The sequence below is a fragment of the Cryobacterium inferilacus genome (assembly GCF_019599185.1).
Lineage (GTDB): Bacteria > Actinomycetota > Actinomycetes > Actinomycetales > Microbacteriaceae > Cryobacterium > Cryobacterium inferilacus.
In genome coordinates this window covers 36283-50636 of sequence record NZ_JAIEUL010000009.1, presented here as the reverse complement: position 1 = coordinate 50636, position 14354 = coordinate 36283, and the positions used below count along the sequence as shown (strand labels likewise).

16 protein-coding genes and 1 tRNA gene are annotated in these 14354 nt (G+C 68.2%); 9 read left to right on the top strand and 8 right to left on the bottom strand.

Annotation, left to right across the window (positions count from 1 at the left end):
- Window positions 1-34 precede the first annotated feature (34 nt).
- From pstC to pstB, 3 genes are read left to right on the top strand one after another with little or no spacing between them, the layout of a single operon-like run.
- Window positions 35-979 carry a phosphate ABC transporter permease subunit PstC gene (gene pstC, locus K2F54_RS09730; protein ID WP_220605671.1) on the top strand — a complete coding sequence of 315 codons (945 nt, stop codon included), beginning with the start codon at window positions 35-37 and terminating at the stop codon, window positions 977-979.
- The gene (gene pstA / locus K2F54_RS09725; RefSeq protein ID WP_220605670.1) at window positions 979-2070 is read left to right on the top strand and encodes a phosphate ABC transporter permease PstA; all 1092 of its coding nucleotides are present in this window, start codon (window positions 979-981) and stop codon (window positions 2068-2070) included. The genes pstC and pstA overlap by 1 nt, the downstream gene beginning before the upstream one ends.
- Before the next feature lie 49 nt (window positions 2071-2119).
- Complete coding sequence (pstB, locus tag K2F54_RS09720) at window positions 2120-2899, top strand: phosphate ABC transporter ATP-binding protein PstB (RefSeq protein WP_220605669.1); 780 nt, start codon at window positions 2120-2122, stop codon at window positions 2897-2899.
- 106 nt (window positions 2900-3005) lie between these two features.
- Here the strand turns inward: pstB and K2F54_RS09715 are convergent, their stop codons facing one another.
- The 4 genes from K2F54_RS09715 to K2F54_RS09700 all read right to left on the bottom strand — a co-directional run bounded on the left by K2F54_RS09715 (window position 3006) and on the right by K2F54_RS09700 (window position 6514).
- The gene (locus tag K2F54_RS09715) at window positions 3006-3896 is read right to left on the bottom strand and encodes an aminodeoxychorismate lyase (protein WP_220605668.1); all 891 of its coding nucleotides are present in this window, start codon (window positions 3894-3896) and stop codon (window positions 3006-3008) included.
- Between the two features lie 142 nt (window positions 3897-4038).
- Window positions 4039-5016, bottom strand: a complete 978-nt coding sequence (locus tag K2F54_RS09710) for an anti-sigma factor (RefSeq protein ID WP_220605667.1) — start codon at window positions 5014-5016, stop codon at window positions 4039-4041.
- Window positions 5013-5594, bottom strand: coding sequence for a sigma-70 family RNA polymerase sigma factor (locus K2F54_RS09705; protein ID WP_255576941.1), 582 nt, complete (start codon window positions 5592-5594; stop codon window positions 5013-5015). The genes K2F54_RS09710 and K2F54_RS09705 overlap by 4 nt, the downstream gene beginning before the upstream one ends.
- Window positions 5595-5884: 290 nt before the next feature.
- Window positions 5885-6514: a DNA-directed RNA polymerase subunit beta gene (locus K2F54_RS09700; RefSeq protein ID WP_220605665.1), complete on the bottom strand. Its 630-nt coding sequence runs from the start codon at window positions 6512-6514 to the stop codon at window positions 5885-5887.
- 137 nt (window positions 6515-6651) lie between these two features.
- On the opposite strand from K2F54_RS09700, the gene K2F54_RS09695 reads away from it, so the two are divergent.
- Window positions 6652-6724, top strand: a tRNA-Lys gene (locus tag K2F54_RS09695).
- 42 nt (window positions 6725-6766) lie between these two features.
- Here the strand turns inward: K2F54_RS09695 and K2F54_RS09690 are convergent.
- A complete protein-coding gene (locus K2F54_RS09690; protein WP_220605664.1) occupies window positions 6767-7153 on the bottom strand; it encodes a VOC family protein in 387 nt (128 codons plus the stop codon).
- Between the two features lie 213 nt (window positions 7154-7366).
- On the opposite strand from K2F54_RS09690, the gene K2F54_RS19555 reads away from it, so the two are divergent.
- Together K2F54_RS19555 and K2F54_RS09680 are read left to right on the top strand one after the other, a co-directional pair.
- Window positions 7367-7789, top strand: coding sequence for a hypothetical protein (locus K2F54_RS19555; RefSeq protein ID WP_220605663.1), 423 nt, complete (start codon window positions 7367-7369; stop codon window positions 7787-7789).
- Window positions 7790-7869: 80 nt separating this feature from the next.
- Entirely contained in the window at window positions 7870-10164 is a 2295-nt protein-coding gene (locus K2F54_RS09680; RefSeq protein WP_220605662.1) for an FdhF/YdeP family oxidoreductase, read from the top strand.
- Window positions 10165-10213: 49 nt separating this feature from the next.
- Here K2F54_RS09680 and fdhD read toward each other — a convergent pair whose 3' ends face one another.
- A complete protein-coding gene (gene fdhD, locus K2F54_RS09675) occupies window positions 10214-11062 on the bottom strand; it encodes a formate dehydrogenase accessory sulfurtransferase FdhD (RefSeq protein ID WP_220605661.1) in 849 nt (282 codons plus the stop codon).
- Window positions 11063-11256: 194 nt separating this feature from the next.
- On the opposite strand from fdhD, the gene K2F54_RS09670 reads away from it, so the two are divergent.
- Both K2F54_RS09670 and K2F54_RS09665 read left to right on the top strand, forming a co-directional pair.
- On the top strand, window positions 11257-12081 hold the full coding sequence (locus tag K2F54_RS09670) for a HesA/MoeB/ThiF family protein (protein WP_220605660.1): 825 nt from the start codon (window positions 11257-11259) through the stop codon (window positions 12079-12081).
- 4 nt (window positions 12082-12085) lie between these two features.
- Window positions 12086-12361: a DUF6457 domain-containing protein gene (locus K2F54_RS09665; RefSeq protein WP_220605659.1), complete on the top strand. Its 276-nt coding sequence runs from the start codon at window positions 12086-12088 to the stop codon at window positions 12359-12361.
- An 80-nt stretch (window positions 12362-12441) separates the two neighbouring features.
- Here the strand turns inward: K2F54_RS09665 and K2F54_RS09660 are convergent, their stop codons facing one another.
- Window positions 12442-12918, bottom strand: coding sequence for a MarR family winged helix-turn-helix transcriptional regulator (locus K2F54_RS09660; protein ID WP_220605658.1), 477 nt, complete (start codon window positions 12916-12918; stop codon window positions 12442-12444).
- 82 nt (window positions 12919-13000) lie between these two features.
- Here K2F54_RS09660 and K2F54_RS09655 point away from each other — a divergent pair, with 82 nt between their 5' ends.
- Window positions 13001-13237 (top strand): hypothetical protein, encoded by a 237-nt coding sequence (locus tag K2F54_RS09655; RefSeq protein ID WP_220605657.1) that lies wholly within the window; start codon window positions 13001-13003, stop codon window positions 13235-13237.
- A 100-nt stretch (window positions 13238-13337) separates the two neighbouring features.
- Here K2F54_RS09655 and K2F54_RS09650 read toward each other — a convergent pair whose 3' ends face one another.
- Window positions 13338-14345: a serine hydrolase domain-containing protein gene (locus tag K2F54_RS09650; RefSeq protein WP_220605656.1), complete on the bottom strand. Its 1008-nt coding sequence runs from the start codon at window positions 14343-14345 to the stop codon at window positions 13338-13340.
- Window positions 14346-14354: the final 9 nt, after the last annotated feature.

The window sequence follows — 14354 nt, the reverse complement described above, 5'->3', positions numbered from 1 at the left end:
CGGTAACACCCACCCCTCCAGGGAGACGCTCGGAATGACGACCGCAGTTGACCGTATTGCGATCAAGGCCAAGGAACGACCGGGCGACCGGATTTTCTCCACGGCCACCCTCGTCGCAGGCGGGCTGATCCTGGGTGTGCTGGCCGCTGTCGCCGCATTCCTGCTCATCCAGAGCATTCCCGCCTTCGTGGCGGAACCCGACGATTTCAAGGGCGACTTCACCAATTTCTGGTCATACGTCGCCCCGCTCGCCTTCGGCACCCTCTGGTCGGCGTTCCTGGCGCTGCTGATGGCCATCCCGGTCGCCATCGGCATTGCGCTGTTCATCTCGCATTACGCCCCGCGCAAGCTCGCTGCGGGCCTGGGCTACATCATCGATCTGCTCGCCGCGGTGCCCTCGGTGGTCTTCGGCCTGTGGGGTATCGGCGTTCTCGCCCCGATGCTGCAACCGTTCTACGCCAACCTGGTCGAGTGGTTCGGCTGGTTCCCGCTCTTCGCCGGCCCGGTCTCCGGCACCGGCCGCACCATTTTCACCGTCGCCATCGTGCTCGCGGTCATGGTGCTGCCCATCATCACCGCCATCTGCCGGGAGATCTTCCTGCAGACCCCGGTTCTGTACGAGGAAGCGTCCCTCGCGCTCGGCGCCACCAGGTGGGAAATGATCACCATGGCCGTACTGCCCTTCGGCCGCGCCGGCATCATCTCCGCCGCCATGCTCGGCCTCGGGCGCGCCCTGGGCGAGACCATGGCCGTGGCCATGGTGCTCTCCCCCAGCCCGCAGATTCTGTTCCAGCTGCTCACCTCGCAGAACCCCACCACGATCGCCGCGAACATCGCCCTCAACTTCCCCGAGGCACACGGCGTCGGCGTGAACATCCTGCTGGCAACGGGCCTGATGCTCTTCGTCATCACCCTGATCGTGAACATGATCGCCCGTCTGATCATCAACCGCCGCAAGGCCTTCTCGGGAGCGAACTGATGAGCACCACCCTGACCGTGTCCGCACCCGTCACCAACTCCCTCACCGCCGGCAAACTGCCCAAGAACTCCTCCCTGATGGTGCTCCTGGCCAGCTGGCTGGTCGTCGCCGCGTTCTTCCTGGTGATCAACCTCGCCGGCGTCACCGACGGCTTCAACTGGGCCGGCACCCTGTTCTTCGGCACCGTGCTCTACTGCATCGCCCTGTTCCTGTTCTCCTACTTCGTCGAGGGCATCCGCCGCGCCAAGGACCGCCTGGTCACCGCGCTGGTCACCATCGCGTTCGTCGTGGCACTGATCCCACTGATCTCCCTGGTGGGCACCACCGTGATCAACGGACTGCCCGCCTTCCTCACCCCCACCTTCTTCACCGAGTCACAGCGCAACGTCGTGGGCGCCGGCGGTGGGGCCCTGCACGCGATCGTCGGTACCCTGTTCGTCACCGGACTCGCCACCCTGATCTCGGTGCCGATCGGGCTGCTCACGGCCATCTACCTCACCGAGTACGGCATCGGCCGACTCGCCAAGGGCATCACCTTCTTCGTCGACGTGATGACCGGCATCCCCTCGATCGTGGCCGGGCTGTTCGCCTACGCGCTGTTCTCGCTGCTCTTCGACGACCCGGGCATCCGCTTCGGCTTCGGCGGCTCGATCGCCCTTTCGGTGCTGATGATCCCCGTGGTGGTGCGCTCGAGCGAGGAGATGCTCAAGCTGGTTCCGAACGAGCTGCGCGAGGCCGCGTACGCGCTCGGCGTGCCCAAGTGGCTGACCATCGTCAAGGTCGTGCTGCCCACCGCGCTGGCGGGCATCGTCACCGGTGTGATGATCTCCATCTCCCGGGTGATCGGAGAAACCGCCCCGCTGCTGATCATCGCCGGTTTCACCGCCAGCATGAACTACGACCTGTTCAGCGAGCGGATGATGACCCTGCCGGTGTTCGTGTACAACCAGTACGCCAGCCAGGGCACCGACGCGCAGGCCTACGTGGACCGCGCCTGGGCCGGAGCGCTCACCCTGATCCTCATCGTGATGCTGCTCAACCTGGCCGCCCGCCTCATCGCGCGGGTCTTCTCCCCCAAACTCGGCCGCTGACGCCGCCGCCGCCCAGACTCTCCAGCTTCACCCAGATTCGAAGGAACACATGTCCAAGCGCATTGAAGTCAACGACCTCGACGTCTACTACAGCAAATTCCTCGCCGTCGAGGGCGTGTCACTGACCATTGAACCGCGTACCGTGACGGCGCTGATCGGCCCCTCCGGCTGCGGCAAGTCCACGTTCCTGCGCACCCTGAACCGCATGCACGAGGTCATCCCCGGTGCCCGCGTCGACGGTGAAGTGCTCATCGACGGCAACAACCTCTACGGCCCCGGCGTCGACCCGGTGCTCGTGCGCCGTCAGGTGGGCATGGTGTTCCAGCGGCCCAACCCGTTCCCCACCATGTCGATCGGCGACAACGTGCTCGCCGGCGTCAAGCTGAACAACCGCCGGATGCCCAAGAGCGAGGGCGACGACCTGATCGAGAAGTCGCTGCGCGGCGCCAACCTCTGGAACGAGGTGAAGGACCGCCTGGACAAGCCCGGCTCGAGCCTCTCCGGTGGGCAGCAGCAGCGTCTGTGCATCGCCCGCGCCATCGCCGTGCAGCCCGATGTGATCCTGATGGACGAGCCCTGCTCGGCCCTTGACCCGATCTCCACCCTCGCGATCGAGGACCTCATCGAAGAGATGAAGACCGACTTCACGATCGTCATCGTCACGCACAACATGCAGCAGGCCTCCCGGGTCTCCGACCGCACCGCGTTCTTCAACATCGCGGGCACCGGCAAGCCGGGCAAGCTCATCGAGTACGACGACACCACCACGATCTTCTCCAACCCCACCGTGCAGGCCACAGAGGACTACGTCTCCGGCCGCTTCGGCTAAGCCTCCACTCACCGCATTTCGAACGCCCGGCGACCCTCACGGTCTGCCGGGCGTTTTGTCTGCCTGCGGAACGAGACACCGTCACCGGGTCTGGGGCGGCAGGGCGCTAGGAGCCCGTGCGGGCCAGCAGGGCCGCGTTGAGGGCTCGGGTGAGCTCGGTGTCGTGCGGGAACTCCACGCCGTCCAGAGCGGTCACAGCGACGGCGAGGCGCACGCTGGAGACCAGCCACGCCGCATCCGCCGCCCGGAGCTCGTCGACGGTGACGTCGCGGTACTCGACGCTCTCGCCGTGCGCCTCGAGGTGCTCGAACACGCTCTGCTGGGTGGTGCCGTGCAGGATGGCCCCGCTCGGCGCCGGCGTGACGTAGCGACCGTCGATGCGCATGATCACACTGGAGGTGGGGCCCTCCATGACGTAGCCGTCGTGGGTGAGGAAGATGGTGTCGTCGGCGCCGCGGCGCTTGGCCTCACGCAGGGCCGCCATGTTGATGGCGTAGCTGAGGGTCTTGGCACCCATCAGGAGCCAGGGGGCCTGCTCGGCGACACCGCGCGGGTAGCCGCGGTCGAGGGTGATCACCCTGATGCCGTGCTCGCGCACGGCGGAGAAGTCCGCGGCGCGGGTGGCGTGCAGCCAGGCGGTGGGTGCGGGGCCGTGCTCGACGCCACGGCTGAGCACGAACTTGAGCGCCAGCTCGCCCTCACCGGGGATGCGCTCAACGGCGTAGGCGATGGCGGCGCGCCACTGGGCGGGATTGGGAACGGGGAGGTCGCAGATCTGCGCGGAGTTGATCAGCCGGGCGATGTGCGGCTCGACCTCCTGCGGGTGTCCATTGACCACACTGAGGGTCTCGAAGATACCGTCGCCGCGCTGTGTGCTCAGCTCGGCGACCCGCAAGGCCGGGGCGCCGGAGTCGATCTCATGGAACGTGTCGACGAAGTCGGTGCGGGTGGAGTCGGCCGGCTCCGGGTCGATGAGCAGCGTGAAAGGCAGGGTCATGCCCCGAGCCTACCGACTTGCCGGATGCGTGCCCTGGGCGCTGTGCGACCGCAACGGATGTGCGAGCGCGAGTTGCCACGTGGCGCCCTATGCGGCGCCCGGAAGCGGGCGCCGTGCGGCACGTCGACCCGCGCCGTGGCGGCTAGCTCTGGATGGCGACGATCGGGTCGCTGGTGGGCTGGTCTGAGCCACCCGCGGGTTCGACGGTGACGCCGACGGCATCCCCGGCGGACATGGTGCCGTCGAGCACCCGCCACACCGTGCCCGAGCCGTCGGAGTCGAACGTGCCGGCGGCAACCGGACCGCCCTCGCCGATGTACCAGAGCTGGTAGTCCTCGTCGTCACCGAGAGCGGGAAGGTCCTCGACGATGATGGCGGACAGGCCGAGTTCGCCCGACCAGACCAGGGTGGCCTCCTGGCCGCCGGCGGTTTCGGTGGAGGCCCGCTGGCTGTCTGCTGCCGCGTTGATCTCGGCGAGGCTGGCCGCCTGCTTGGCGGACTGGTCCGCTGAGCCACCGAACAGGGCCTGGCCGGTGAAGGTGCCACCGGCGAAGATGGCAACGGCCGCCGCGGCCGCAACGAGGTACCCGGCGGGGCGCTGGAACCAGCGCCGCTGGGCCCGCTCGGACGCGCTCCCGGCGGACCCGGAGCCGGCAGACGGGAGTGCGCCCGGCGCTGAGGCCGAGCTCGGGGTCGCGGCAGGAGCGTCCCCGGCAGTGGCTGCGGGGCCGGACGGCGTGGTCGTGCCGATCGGGGTGACGGCGGCCGGCGCATCCGTTGTGGCGGCGGTCTCGACCGGGCGAGCCGGGTCGACCGTCGTGGGAGTGGCGGGAGCAGCCAGCGGGGCCAGCTGCGGGGTGGAGGCGATCTGGGCCATCAGATTGGCTTTGAGCGCGCTGGACGGCTGCACGGGAGCGACGGCGAGGCCCAGGGCCACGGCGGTGTCGCTGAGTTCGGCGGCCTCGATGCGCGCCTGCTCCGACCGGGCGAGGTAGCGCTCGTACTCTGCGGTCTCGTCGGCGTTGAGCGCGTTCAGAGCGTAGGCTCCGGCGAGGTCAGCAGGGTTGTCAGCGGATGCGTTGCCGGTCAGGTTGGTGTCTGGCTTGTCGGTGTTGCTCATGACGCAACCCCCAGTTCGTCTCTCAGGCGAATCAACCCGTCGCGGAGTCGGGTTTTGACGGTACCGAGCGGAATGTGCAGGTGGTCGGCGACCTCACGATGACTGAAGCCACTGAAGTACGACAGGCTCACGGCCTGCCGTTGCAGCTCGGTCAGTCTGGACATCGCCTTTTCCACCCTTTCATGCTCGATTTTCACCTCGACAGTTTCGGCGACGTGGTCATACGGCACCGCGAGGTCGCGGATGCCGATCTTGGTATCCCGGTCGCGTCCGGCCTGCGACGACCGAATCCGGTCGATCGCACGTCGGTGCGCCATGGTCATGATCCAGGTTGAGGCCCCGCCACGCTGTGACTCATACCGCGACGCCGTCTGCCAGATCTCCAGGAATATCTCCTGGGTCACTTCCTCCGACTGTGCGTGATCGATCAGCACGCGCTTGACCAGGCCAAGTACGCGCGGAGCAATCTGGTCGTAAAGCTCACCGAAAGCCATTTGATCGCCTTCGGCTACCCGAGCGAGCAGCTCTTCTTTCGAAGGCGCTGTCGACGAGGCGTCGAGGTCGAACTCAGCAGTCATGAGATCCAGCATGTCAGGTCCAGTCCCCTTCCATGCAGAGGGTTCGGTACCGAGTCGCTGCTGGTTTGGTCTGAAGCGAGAAATAGTTGCGCCCCCGTTACCTGCCGTGCGGGCAGTGGCGGGGCAGAGTGAAGGCCGGACCGCAGAACGCCTCTCGGCGCGAGGCCGTTCTAGACGGCGAATATTGGAGCCCGGGGTTACTGCGGTCCGGCCAACATCAAGTGTAAACGACATCGGCCGAGAGTTCATTCCCGGATGCCCGCACCGGGCTCCGGTTCGCCCGGCGGCGGCTATTCCAGGGAGTCGCTGCGCCAGAGCCTGGCGCAGGACGCGAACTCCTGGGCGGTGGTGGAGAACCGCAGCGCGCGCGTGGTGAGTTCGCTCGAACGGCCGGGCTCGGTGCTGTCGAAGTCGTCGGCGACGCTCGCGCAGCCGGCGCCGATCACCCGGCAGAACGCGGCGGCCCGGTCCAGTGCCACCGCGAAGTCGCCGGTGAACAGGCCACGTAGGATCTCGTCGGCCAGCAGAATGATCTCGGTCGGGCCCGTCGGCACCGCCGCTCCCGCCACCACCGGGTCGATGCTCACGGCCACGTCGATGCCGCGCTGGTAGAGGAAGGCCGTGCCGGCGGCATCCTGCCTGATCAGCAACCGAACCAGGTAGATCCGCCAGAGCGCGCCTGGCAGGCTGCGCGGCGTCGCCCGGGACCACAGCTCGGCGACGGCATCAACGCCGTGTTCGTCGGTGTACGCGACCAGCCGTTCAACCACCTCGGGGTCGGGGTTGTCGCGCACCCGGTTGAGCAGCGCTTGAGCGGTCTCGTGCGCGATGCGGCTGATCTGGGCGGGGTCTTCACCCCCCATCATCGACTCGAACTTGGCGCCCGAGAACTGGGTGGGCTTGTGAAAATCGTCGACCATCGTTCTTCTCCTGGCTTTCTCGGCTGGGTGAGGCGGCTGCTGTCGGTCGTGGGTGGGTGGTGCCCGACGTCAATGGCGGATGCTCCCACGCTAGACAAGAAAAACCGTCCGGCAATCCACGCTAAGTTATTAACCGCGGGCCTCTAGCTCAGTTGGTAGAGCAAAGGACTTTTAATCCTTGGGTCGTCGGTTCGAGCCCGACGGGGCCCACTTTCAGTCGTGACGGGACGCATCCGCTCAATCAGGGTCTGGTCAATCAGGGTCTGGATCCTGGATGACCAGGATCATGGTGCCTTCGGGATCGCGCAGATAGGCCACGCGTTCACCCCACGGCATGTCGGTCGGCGGCACGACCACGGCCTGGTCCGCCGCCGCAGCCACGGCGGCGAGGTCGGGCACGTACACGCAGAGATCGACCGCGTGCCCGGTCGCCGGTCGCGGGATGTCGCCGTAGCTGGCGGGCGCCGTACCCCGGCCGAAGGCGATCTGCCCGGCGCCGATGCGCAGGGTCAGGTAGTCCGGCTCGCCCTCCTCCGGGAATGTGTAGCCGACGGTGCCAGAGAACACGCTGAGGTACCAGGCCGAGGTGACGGCCAGATCAACACAATTGACGATGGGGAACACCTCTCCTGGCGACATGCCGCCACCCTAAGTTCGTGCGGTCTCCCTCGCAAGCGGCTGCGGCCACACCGGGCCCGTGAGACTGGGCACGCGCACGGAATGTCCTGCGAGTATTCGGTGTTTCCGATTGTGTTGGCGCTCATTCTGATGTGCTGAACTTCGGCCTCAGGCGTATCATCCGCACTTCGGTGGCGGGCGGCGCACACAACGAGCGTCACGGGAGGAGCCCCAGTGCGAAAGAACATCGACGTGGAAGTCGAGTCCGGCGTCATCGAGAAGTACCGCAGGCACCCCAACGGCAACGGCTGGGTGTCCGGCAAGTCCAGCGTGCAACCCAGCGCGTTCATCTCCGAATCCGCCTACATCGAATCCGGTGCCGAGGTTGGCCGGGACGCCTGGATCGGACCGGGCAGCTGGATCGACCACGATGTGATCATCGGCGACAAGGTCTTCATCGGCCAGAATGTGCACATCGGTGAGGGCAGCCTGGTCGCTCGAGGCGCACACCTGGGCAGCCACGCTCGAATCGGTCGCAACGTGCGCATCGCCGCCGGCGTGCGCCTGGAACGGGATGCGCAGGTGCCAGACGGCACCGACCTGGGCGGCGGAACACGCGGCCGCACCGCCCGACACGCGCACGGACTCGCCGCATGACGCGGGTTTCGGCCGGTTAGAGCGCCAAAACTGGCGAGACCGGTGCACGCTTTCTGCCCGGGCAGGAGCAGGATGGACCCATGACACGTCGCGCACCGGTCAAGGACATCAACGAGAACGACCTCGTTATCGGCACCCCGAAGAAGGCCGCCGCCGGCCTGGAGGCCGTGGTCGTGGCGCTGGACCGCGGCATCGCACAGGCCGGTGTGGGCCGCACCGCCCGGGCGCTGTTGCGGCTGAACCAGCGCAACGGCACCGACTGCCCCGGCTGCGCTTGGCCGGAATCGACCGGGCACCGCAAAACCGCCGAGTTCTGCGAGAACGGCGCCAAGGCCGTGGCCGAGGAGAACACCCTCCGCACCGTGGGCGCAGAGTTCTGGGCCGAGCACTCCCTGGCCGAGCTGGCCGGCAAGACCGAGTACTGGCTGGGCAACCAGGGCCGCATCTCCCAGCCCGTGGTGGTGCGCCCCGGCGACACGCACTACTCCCCCATCACCTGGGACGACGCGTTCGAGCTGATCGGCGAGAAGATCCGCGCCACCACCCCCGACCGCACGGTGTTCTACACCTCGGGCCGCACCGCCAACGAGACCGCGTTCCTTTACCAGCTGTTCGCCCGGTCGATCGGCACCAACAACCTGCCGGATTGCTCGAACATGTGCCACGAGTCCAGCGGCTCGGCTTTGAACCCCACCATCGGCATCGGCAAGGGCACCGTCTCGCTCGACGACATCCACGTGGCCGAACTGATTCTGGTGGTGGGCCAGAACCCGGGCACCAACCACCCCCGGATGCTGTCGGCGCTGGCCGAGTGCAAGGCCAATGGTGGCAAGGTCGTCGCCGTGAACCCGCTGCCAGAGGCCGGGCTGTTCAACTTCAAGGACCCGCAGACGCCCACCGGCCTCGTCGGCGGCGGGGTGCCGCTGGCCGACGAGTTCCTGCAGATCAAGGTCGGCGGCGACCTGGCCCTGTTCCAGGCGCTCGGCCACCTGCTGCTCGAGGAGGAGGCTCGGGTGCCCGGCTCGGTCGTGGACCAGGAGTTCATCGACGCCAACACCGACGGCATCGAGGCGTACCGGGCCGCACGCACCGCGATCGACTGGGTCGAAACCGAGAAGGCCACCGGGCTGTCCCGGTCGCAGATCAGCGGGGTCGCGAGAATGATGGCCGCCTCCAACGCCACCATCATCTGCTGGGCGCTGGGCCTCACCCAGCAGCCGCACTCGGTGAACACGCTCAAGGAGATCATCAACCTGCTGCTGCTGCAGGGCAACTTCGGCAAGCCGGGCGCCGGCGCCTGCCCGGTGCGCGGCCACTCCAACGTGCAGGGCGACCGCACCATGGGCGTGTGGGAGAAGCCCAAGGAAGCCATGCTCGCCGCGCTCGACGCCGAGTTCGGCATCGTCTCCCCGCGCGAACACGGCCTGGACTCGGTGAACACCGTGGAGGCGTTCGAGAACGACGACGTGGACGTGTTCGTGTCGATGGGCGGCAACTTCGCCCTCGCCTGCAGCGACACCGACGCCCTCGAAGCCGCCATGCAGCGGGTGGGCCTGACCGTGCACATCTCCACCAAGCCCAACCGGTCGCACGTGATGCACGGGGTCACCTCGCTCATTTTGCCCACGCTCGGCCGCACCGACACCGATGACAAGCATCCGACCGGCCGACAGATTCTGTCGGTGGAGGACTCGATGTCGATGGTGCACTCCACCCAGGGCCGGCTCAGTCCGGTGTCCGAGCATCTGCTGGCCGAACCGGTGATCGTGGCGCGGATGGCCCAGGCCACGCTCGGCGACGAGCATCCGGTGGACTGGAAGGCGATGGCGGAGGACTACGACGTCATCCGCGACCACATCGCCCGGGTGCTGCCTGGCTTCACCGACTTCAACCAGCGGCTACGGGACAAGAACGGGTTCGTGCTGCCCAACCCGCCGCGCGACACCCGCAGCTTCGCCACCGACATCGGCCGGGCCCGGTTCACGGTGAGCCCGCTGGAGTACCTCACCCCGCCGCCCGGGCACCTGATTCTGCAGACCATGCGCAGCCACGACCAGTACAACACCACCTTCTACGGGCTGGATGACCGCTACCGCGGCATCAAGGACGGCCGCCGGGTGATCCTCATCCACGCCGACGACGTCACCGAGCTGGGCTTTAAGGACCGCGACCTGGTCGACGTGATCAGCACCTTCGGCGGGCAGGAACGCCGGGCCGACAAGTTCCGGCTCGTGGTGTACCCCACCCCGCGGGGTTGCGCGGCGGCGTACTTCCCCGAGGCCAACCAGCTGATGCACCGGGAGCTCGTGGCGCGGGAGTCGAACACGCCCGGCTACAAGGCCATGAGCGTGCGGTTCATACCGCACGAGGCCTGAGCCCGGCCGTGACCGAGGCGCCCGGGCCTGGGGGCGGGCGGATGCCGGGCTACACGGCGGCGAGCGCGCCCTGCGTTATGCGTTCCTCGCCCGCGTAGATCACCATGGAGTCGCCGCGGAGGAAACCGACCAGGGTCAGGCCAACCTCGGTCGCGAACTCGGCGGCGAGCGAAGACGGCGCCGACACCACCGCGAGCACCGGGATGCCCGCCATCAGGGCCTTCTGCGCGAGCTCGAAGCTGGCCCGGCTCGACACCATCAGCACGGTGCCGCGCAACGGCAGCAGGTTCTCCTTGACCGCCCAGCCGATCACCTTGTCGACGGCGTTGTGCCGGCCGACGTCTTCACGCAGCACGAGCATCTCACCGGTCGCGGCGTCGAAGAGGGCGGCCGCGTGCAGGCCGCCGGTCTTCTCGAAGACCGCCTGCGCCGCGCGCAGCGTGTCGGGGAAGGTCGTGAGCAGTTCGGCGTCGACGCGCGCCGCATCCGCCCGGACGTCCCAGGTGGACTTGGTGCGCACGGCGTCGATGCTCTCTTTGCCGCACAGGCCGCAGGAGCTGGTGGTGAGCAGGTTGCGCTCCATGCTGGGCGTTGGCGCGGCGACACCGGGCGCCAGGCGCAGGTCGAGCACGTTGTAGGTGTTCACGCCCTCGGCGGTGGCACCGGCGCAATAGCGCGCGGTGGCGAGGTGCTCCCCCGCACTGATGATGCCCTCGGAGACAAGGAACCCGGCGGCGAGGTCGACGTCATGGCCCGGCGTGCGCATGGTGATGGCGAGGGAGCGGCCGTTGACGCGCATCTCCAGCGGCTCCTCGGCCGCGAGCACGTCTTCGCGGCGAATGGGCGGCTGACCCACGGTCAACCGGGTGATCTTGCGTCGTGCCGTGACTCTGCTCATGGGTGCCCTCCTGACGAGTGGCCCGCCGCGGGTGGTTCGTCGGCGGAACCTGATTCGAGCCTAATCCTCCATCCGGTTCCGCGGGTAGCCGCAGCGACCGGCCCTGACGTGCAGCACATGAGAGCGGGCGCGGGGCGGCGCGGGCGCGGGGGTGCGTGGGTGGGACGGGTGCGAATGCCGCGTACCGTGGTGTCATGGCACTTCCCCCTCTCGTCGAGCCCACCGGGCCGCTCAGCCCCACCGAAACCGCGCGCCTGGAGCGGGTGCGCACCCTGCCCCAGTTGCGGCTGCCCCCGATCGACGACATCGGGCACCGCCGTCTCGCGGCCGCCCGGGTGCTGGTGCTCGGCACCACCGGCCTCAGCGCCCCGGCCCTGCGCACCCTCGCCGCCTCCGGCGTGGGCACGATCGGGCTCGCCGACGTGGGACCACTCGACGTCGACGCGCTCGTGCTGGCCACCACCACCATCCTCACCCTCTCCCCCGACACCGCCGTGACCGCGCACGACGAGGACCTCACGGCTGAGTCGGCCGCGCGCATCCTGGGCGGCTACGACCTGGTGATCGACGGCAGCGACCTGAGCCCGCAGCCGTTCCTGGTCGGCGACACCTGCGCCGCGCTCGGCCTGCCCCTTGTCTGGGGCTCGGTGGCGCGCGGCAACGCCGAACTGTCACTGTTCTGGTCGAGCCCGCCGCGGCGAAGCGGCCAGCGGGCCACCCGGTTGCGTGATTTCTTCGGCACGGATGCGGTCGGCCCCGCCTCCAGCCCGGCCGACCCCGGCGTGCTGGGCGCGCTGCGCGGTCAGGCGGGGGCCCTGCTGGCCGCCGAGGCCATCCGTCTGATCACCGGCACCGGTGAACCGCTGATCGGACGGGTGCTCACCATCGACGCCGACAGCGGCCGGTTCGACGCCGCCCCGCTGCCGGTGGCCCAGCCCGGCGCCGCCGGTGACAGGATGGAAAGTGATGACGCCGCGGCCGCGAGCGGCGCCGCAGTCAGTGCCGTCACCGAGGAGTGAACCCATGAGCACGAACGTTCCGCTGCCGCCAGAAGCCCTCGACGAGTGGCTGGCCGCTCTCGCGGCCCGGCTCGACCTGGATCCGGCCGTGGTACCCACCGGCCTGCTGCTCGACGTGGCCAGGGACGTGGCCCACAATGTGGCCAGGCCGGCCGCGCCGCTGAGCCTGTTTCTGGTGGGTCTGGCCGCGGCTCGAAACGGCGGCAGCGCCGAGGACATCTCCGCGGCGAGCGCTGCCGCGACCGAGCTCGCTCTGGGCTGGCCCGCCGCCGCGGAGTAGCCGCCGTCCGCCGGGCGAGGCGCCGGCGAGCTGCCCTGTGTGCTCAAGCCGCCCCGGCCGAGCAGAGCGACGTGCCCGGGTCAGGGCAGCTCGCGGGATGGGGCCGTGCTCGCCTCGATGACCGCGTTCAGGTTGTCCCGCAGGGCGATCAGGCTCGCCGGGGACATGTCCAGGGTGCGGGCCACCCGCTCCGGGATGGTCTCGGCGATCTCGCGCAGCCGTAGGCCGTGCTCGGTGAGGGTCACCTGCAGCGCACGTTCGTCGGTCGCCGACCGCTCACGACGGACGTGGCCGGTCGCCTCCAGCCGCTTCAGCAGCGGCGACAGCGTGGCCGGCTCCAACCGGAGCGCCTCGGCCAAGCTGCGGAGCGTACGCGGGTGCTCCTCCCACAGCGCCAGCATCACCAGGTACTGCGGATGCGTGAGCCCGAGCGGCTCCAGGATCGGCTTGTACAGGGCCACGGTGGTGCGCGCCGCCACGGTGAGCGCGAAGCAGACCTGGTTCTCCAGGGCGAGAACGTTCAGTTCGGTCAACACATCTCCTCGGTCGGCAGCCATGCGGCGTGCGGGCGGTGCTCCGGGCATCCGATCACCGGGACGCACATGGTTTCATCAACATTTAGTTAGTACACTAACCATTATGACGTCAGGCAAGAAGCGCAAACCAACCATGAGAGAAGCCGGCTTCGGCGGCTGGCTGAACTCTCGGCTGCTGCCCTTCATCGGCCCGCCGCCGCTCGGCCCGTACGACGACGAAGTGCCCGTGCAGGAGCGTCCGGTGGCGCGCTGCCCGCTCTGCGGCGCACCGATGACCGACCACGACATCGACCGCAGCGGCGAGCGCACCCAGCTACGCTGTCCGCTCCCGGCGGCATAACTCCTGCAATTCTGCCCCGGTGCCGGTGCTCACCCGCGGAATTCCGGGCATCCGCTAGGCCTGCTCGAAAATAGCAGGAGTTATGCCCCAGGCACAGCGGTTAGAACTGGGCGTCGATCTCCACCACGAGGTCCCAGGCGCCCTCTTCGGCGTTGCTGAGCACGACCACGTCGAGGCCGCTCTTGGGGTAGTGCCGCAGGATGCCGCTGGCGCCGGCATTGACGCCGTCCTTGTAGTACGAGCGCACGGCGCCGTTGTCGTCCAGGTCGAACTCGAGACCGAAGCCGTACTTCACGTCCTCGTCGTACTCCACCTGCGGGGTGAAGAACTCCTCGGTGTACTCCTTGGAGAGCAGCGTGCCGCCGCGCACGGCGTTGAGGAAGTTCATCAGGTCGCCTGCGGTGGTGTGTGCGCCGCTGTCGGGCGAGCCGATCGCCGGGGAGCTGTAGATGTTGGACACCCAGCTGCCGTCTTCGCGGCGGTCCCAACCCTCTGCAACCCGCTCGACGGCGTCGCGCCGGTCGAAGAAGCCGGAGTCGGTCATGCCGGAGCGGGCGAAGACCTCCTCGCGCACGTAGTCCCGGTAAGACAGGCCGGATGCCCGCTCGACGGCGAGGCCGGCGAGGATGTAGCCGACGTTGCAATCTTCGACCCGGACCCCGGGCGGGGCCAGTCGCGGCTTGTCGGCGAACAGCGGCAGGAAGTCGATCGTTTCGATCAGCGAGTAGTTCGGGGTCGCGGCCCAGAACTCGTTGTAGTCCTCTCCGGCTTCTTCGTCCACGTCGTCGGCGATGCCGCTGGTGTGCGTGAGCAGGTGCAGCAGTGTGACGTCGGTGCCGATGCTGCTTCCACCCAGGTCGACGTAGTCGTGGATGGACGCTTCGAGGTCGAGCCGACCGGCATCCACCTGCTGCAGCACGGCGACGCTGGTGAAGAGCTTGGTGATCGAGGCGGTGTCGAACCGGGTGTCGAGGGTGTTGGGCACCTGCCAGCGTGGGGTGGCGAAGCCCCTGGCCGCCTCGAAGATCGTGCGGTCGCCGTCGCGCACCAGCACCACTCCGGAGAAATCGCTGTCGTCAAGGAACGTCTGTATTGCCTGGGTATCCACCATCTGAGC

Excerpts from the sequence above, each read along its gene's own strand:
- K2F54_RS09690 (WP_220605664.1), bottom strand. The coding sequence starts at position 7,153 with ATGTCGCCAGGAGAGGTGTTCCCCATCGTCAATTGTGTTGATCTGGCC.
- fdhD (WP_220605661.1), bottom strand. The coding sequence starts at position 11,062 with ATGAGCAGAGTCACGGCACGACGCAAGATCACCCGGTTGACCGTGGGT.
- pstA (WP_220605670.1), top strand. The coding sequence starts at position 979 with ATGAGCACCACCCTGACCGTGTCCGCACCCGTCACCAACTCCCTCACC.
- K2F54_RS09705 (WP_255576941.1), bottom strand. The coding sequence starts at position 5,594 with ATGACTGCTGAGTTCGACCTCGACGCCTCGTCGACAGCGCCTTCGAAA.
- pstB (WP_220605669.1), top strand. The coding sequence starts at position 2,120 with ATGTCCAAGCGCATTGAAGTCAACGACCTCGACGTCTACTACAGCAAA.
- K2F54_RS09660 (WP_220605658.1), bottom strand. The coding sequence starts at position 12,918 with ATGGCTGCCGACCGAGGAGATGTGTTGACCGAACTGAACGTTCTCGCC.
- pstC (WP_220605671.1), top strand. The coding sequence starts at position 35 with ATGACGACCGCAGTTGACCGTATTGCGATCAAGGCCAAGGAACGACCG.
- K2F54_RS09710 (WP_220605667.1), bottom strand. The coding sequence starts at position 5,016 with ATGAGCAACACCGACAAGCCAGACACCAACCTGACCGGCAACGCATCC.
- K2F54_RS09715 (WP_220605668.1), bottom strand. The coding sequence starts at position 3,896 with ATGACCCTGCCTTTCACGCTGCTCATCGACCCGGAGCCGGCCGACTCC.
- K2F54_RS09680 (WP_220605662.1), top strand. The coding sequence starts at position 7,870 with ATGACACGTCGCGCACCGGTCAAGGACATCAACGAGAACGACCTCGTT.
- K2F54_RS09665 (WP_220605659.1), top strand. The coding sequence starts at position 12,086 with ATGAGCACGAACGTTCCGCTGCCGCCAGAAGCCCTCGACGAGTGGCTG.
- K2F54_RS09700 (WP_220605665.1), bottom strand. The coding sequence starts at position 6,514 with ATGGTCGACGATTTTCACAAGCCCACCCAGTTCTCGGGCGCCAAGTTC.
- K2F54_RS09655 (WP_220605657.1), top strand. The coding sequence starts at position 13,001 with ATGACGTCAGGCAAGAAGCGCAAACCAACCATGAGAGAAGCCGGCTTC.
- K2F54_RS09670 (WP_220605660.1), top strand. The coding sequence starts at position 11,257 with ATGGCACTTCCCCCTCTCGTCGAGCCCACCGGGCCGCTCAGCCCCACC.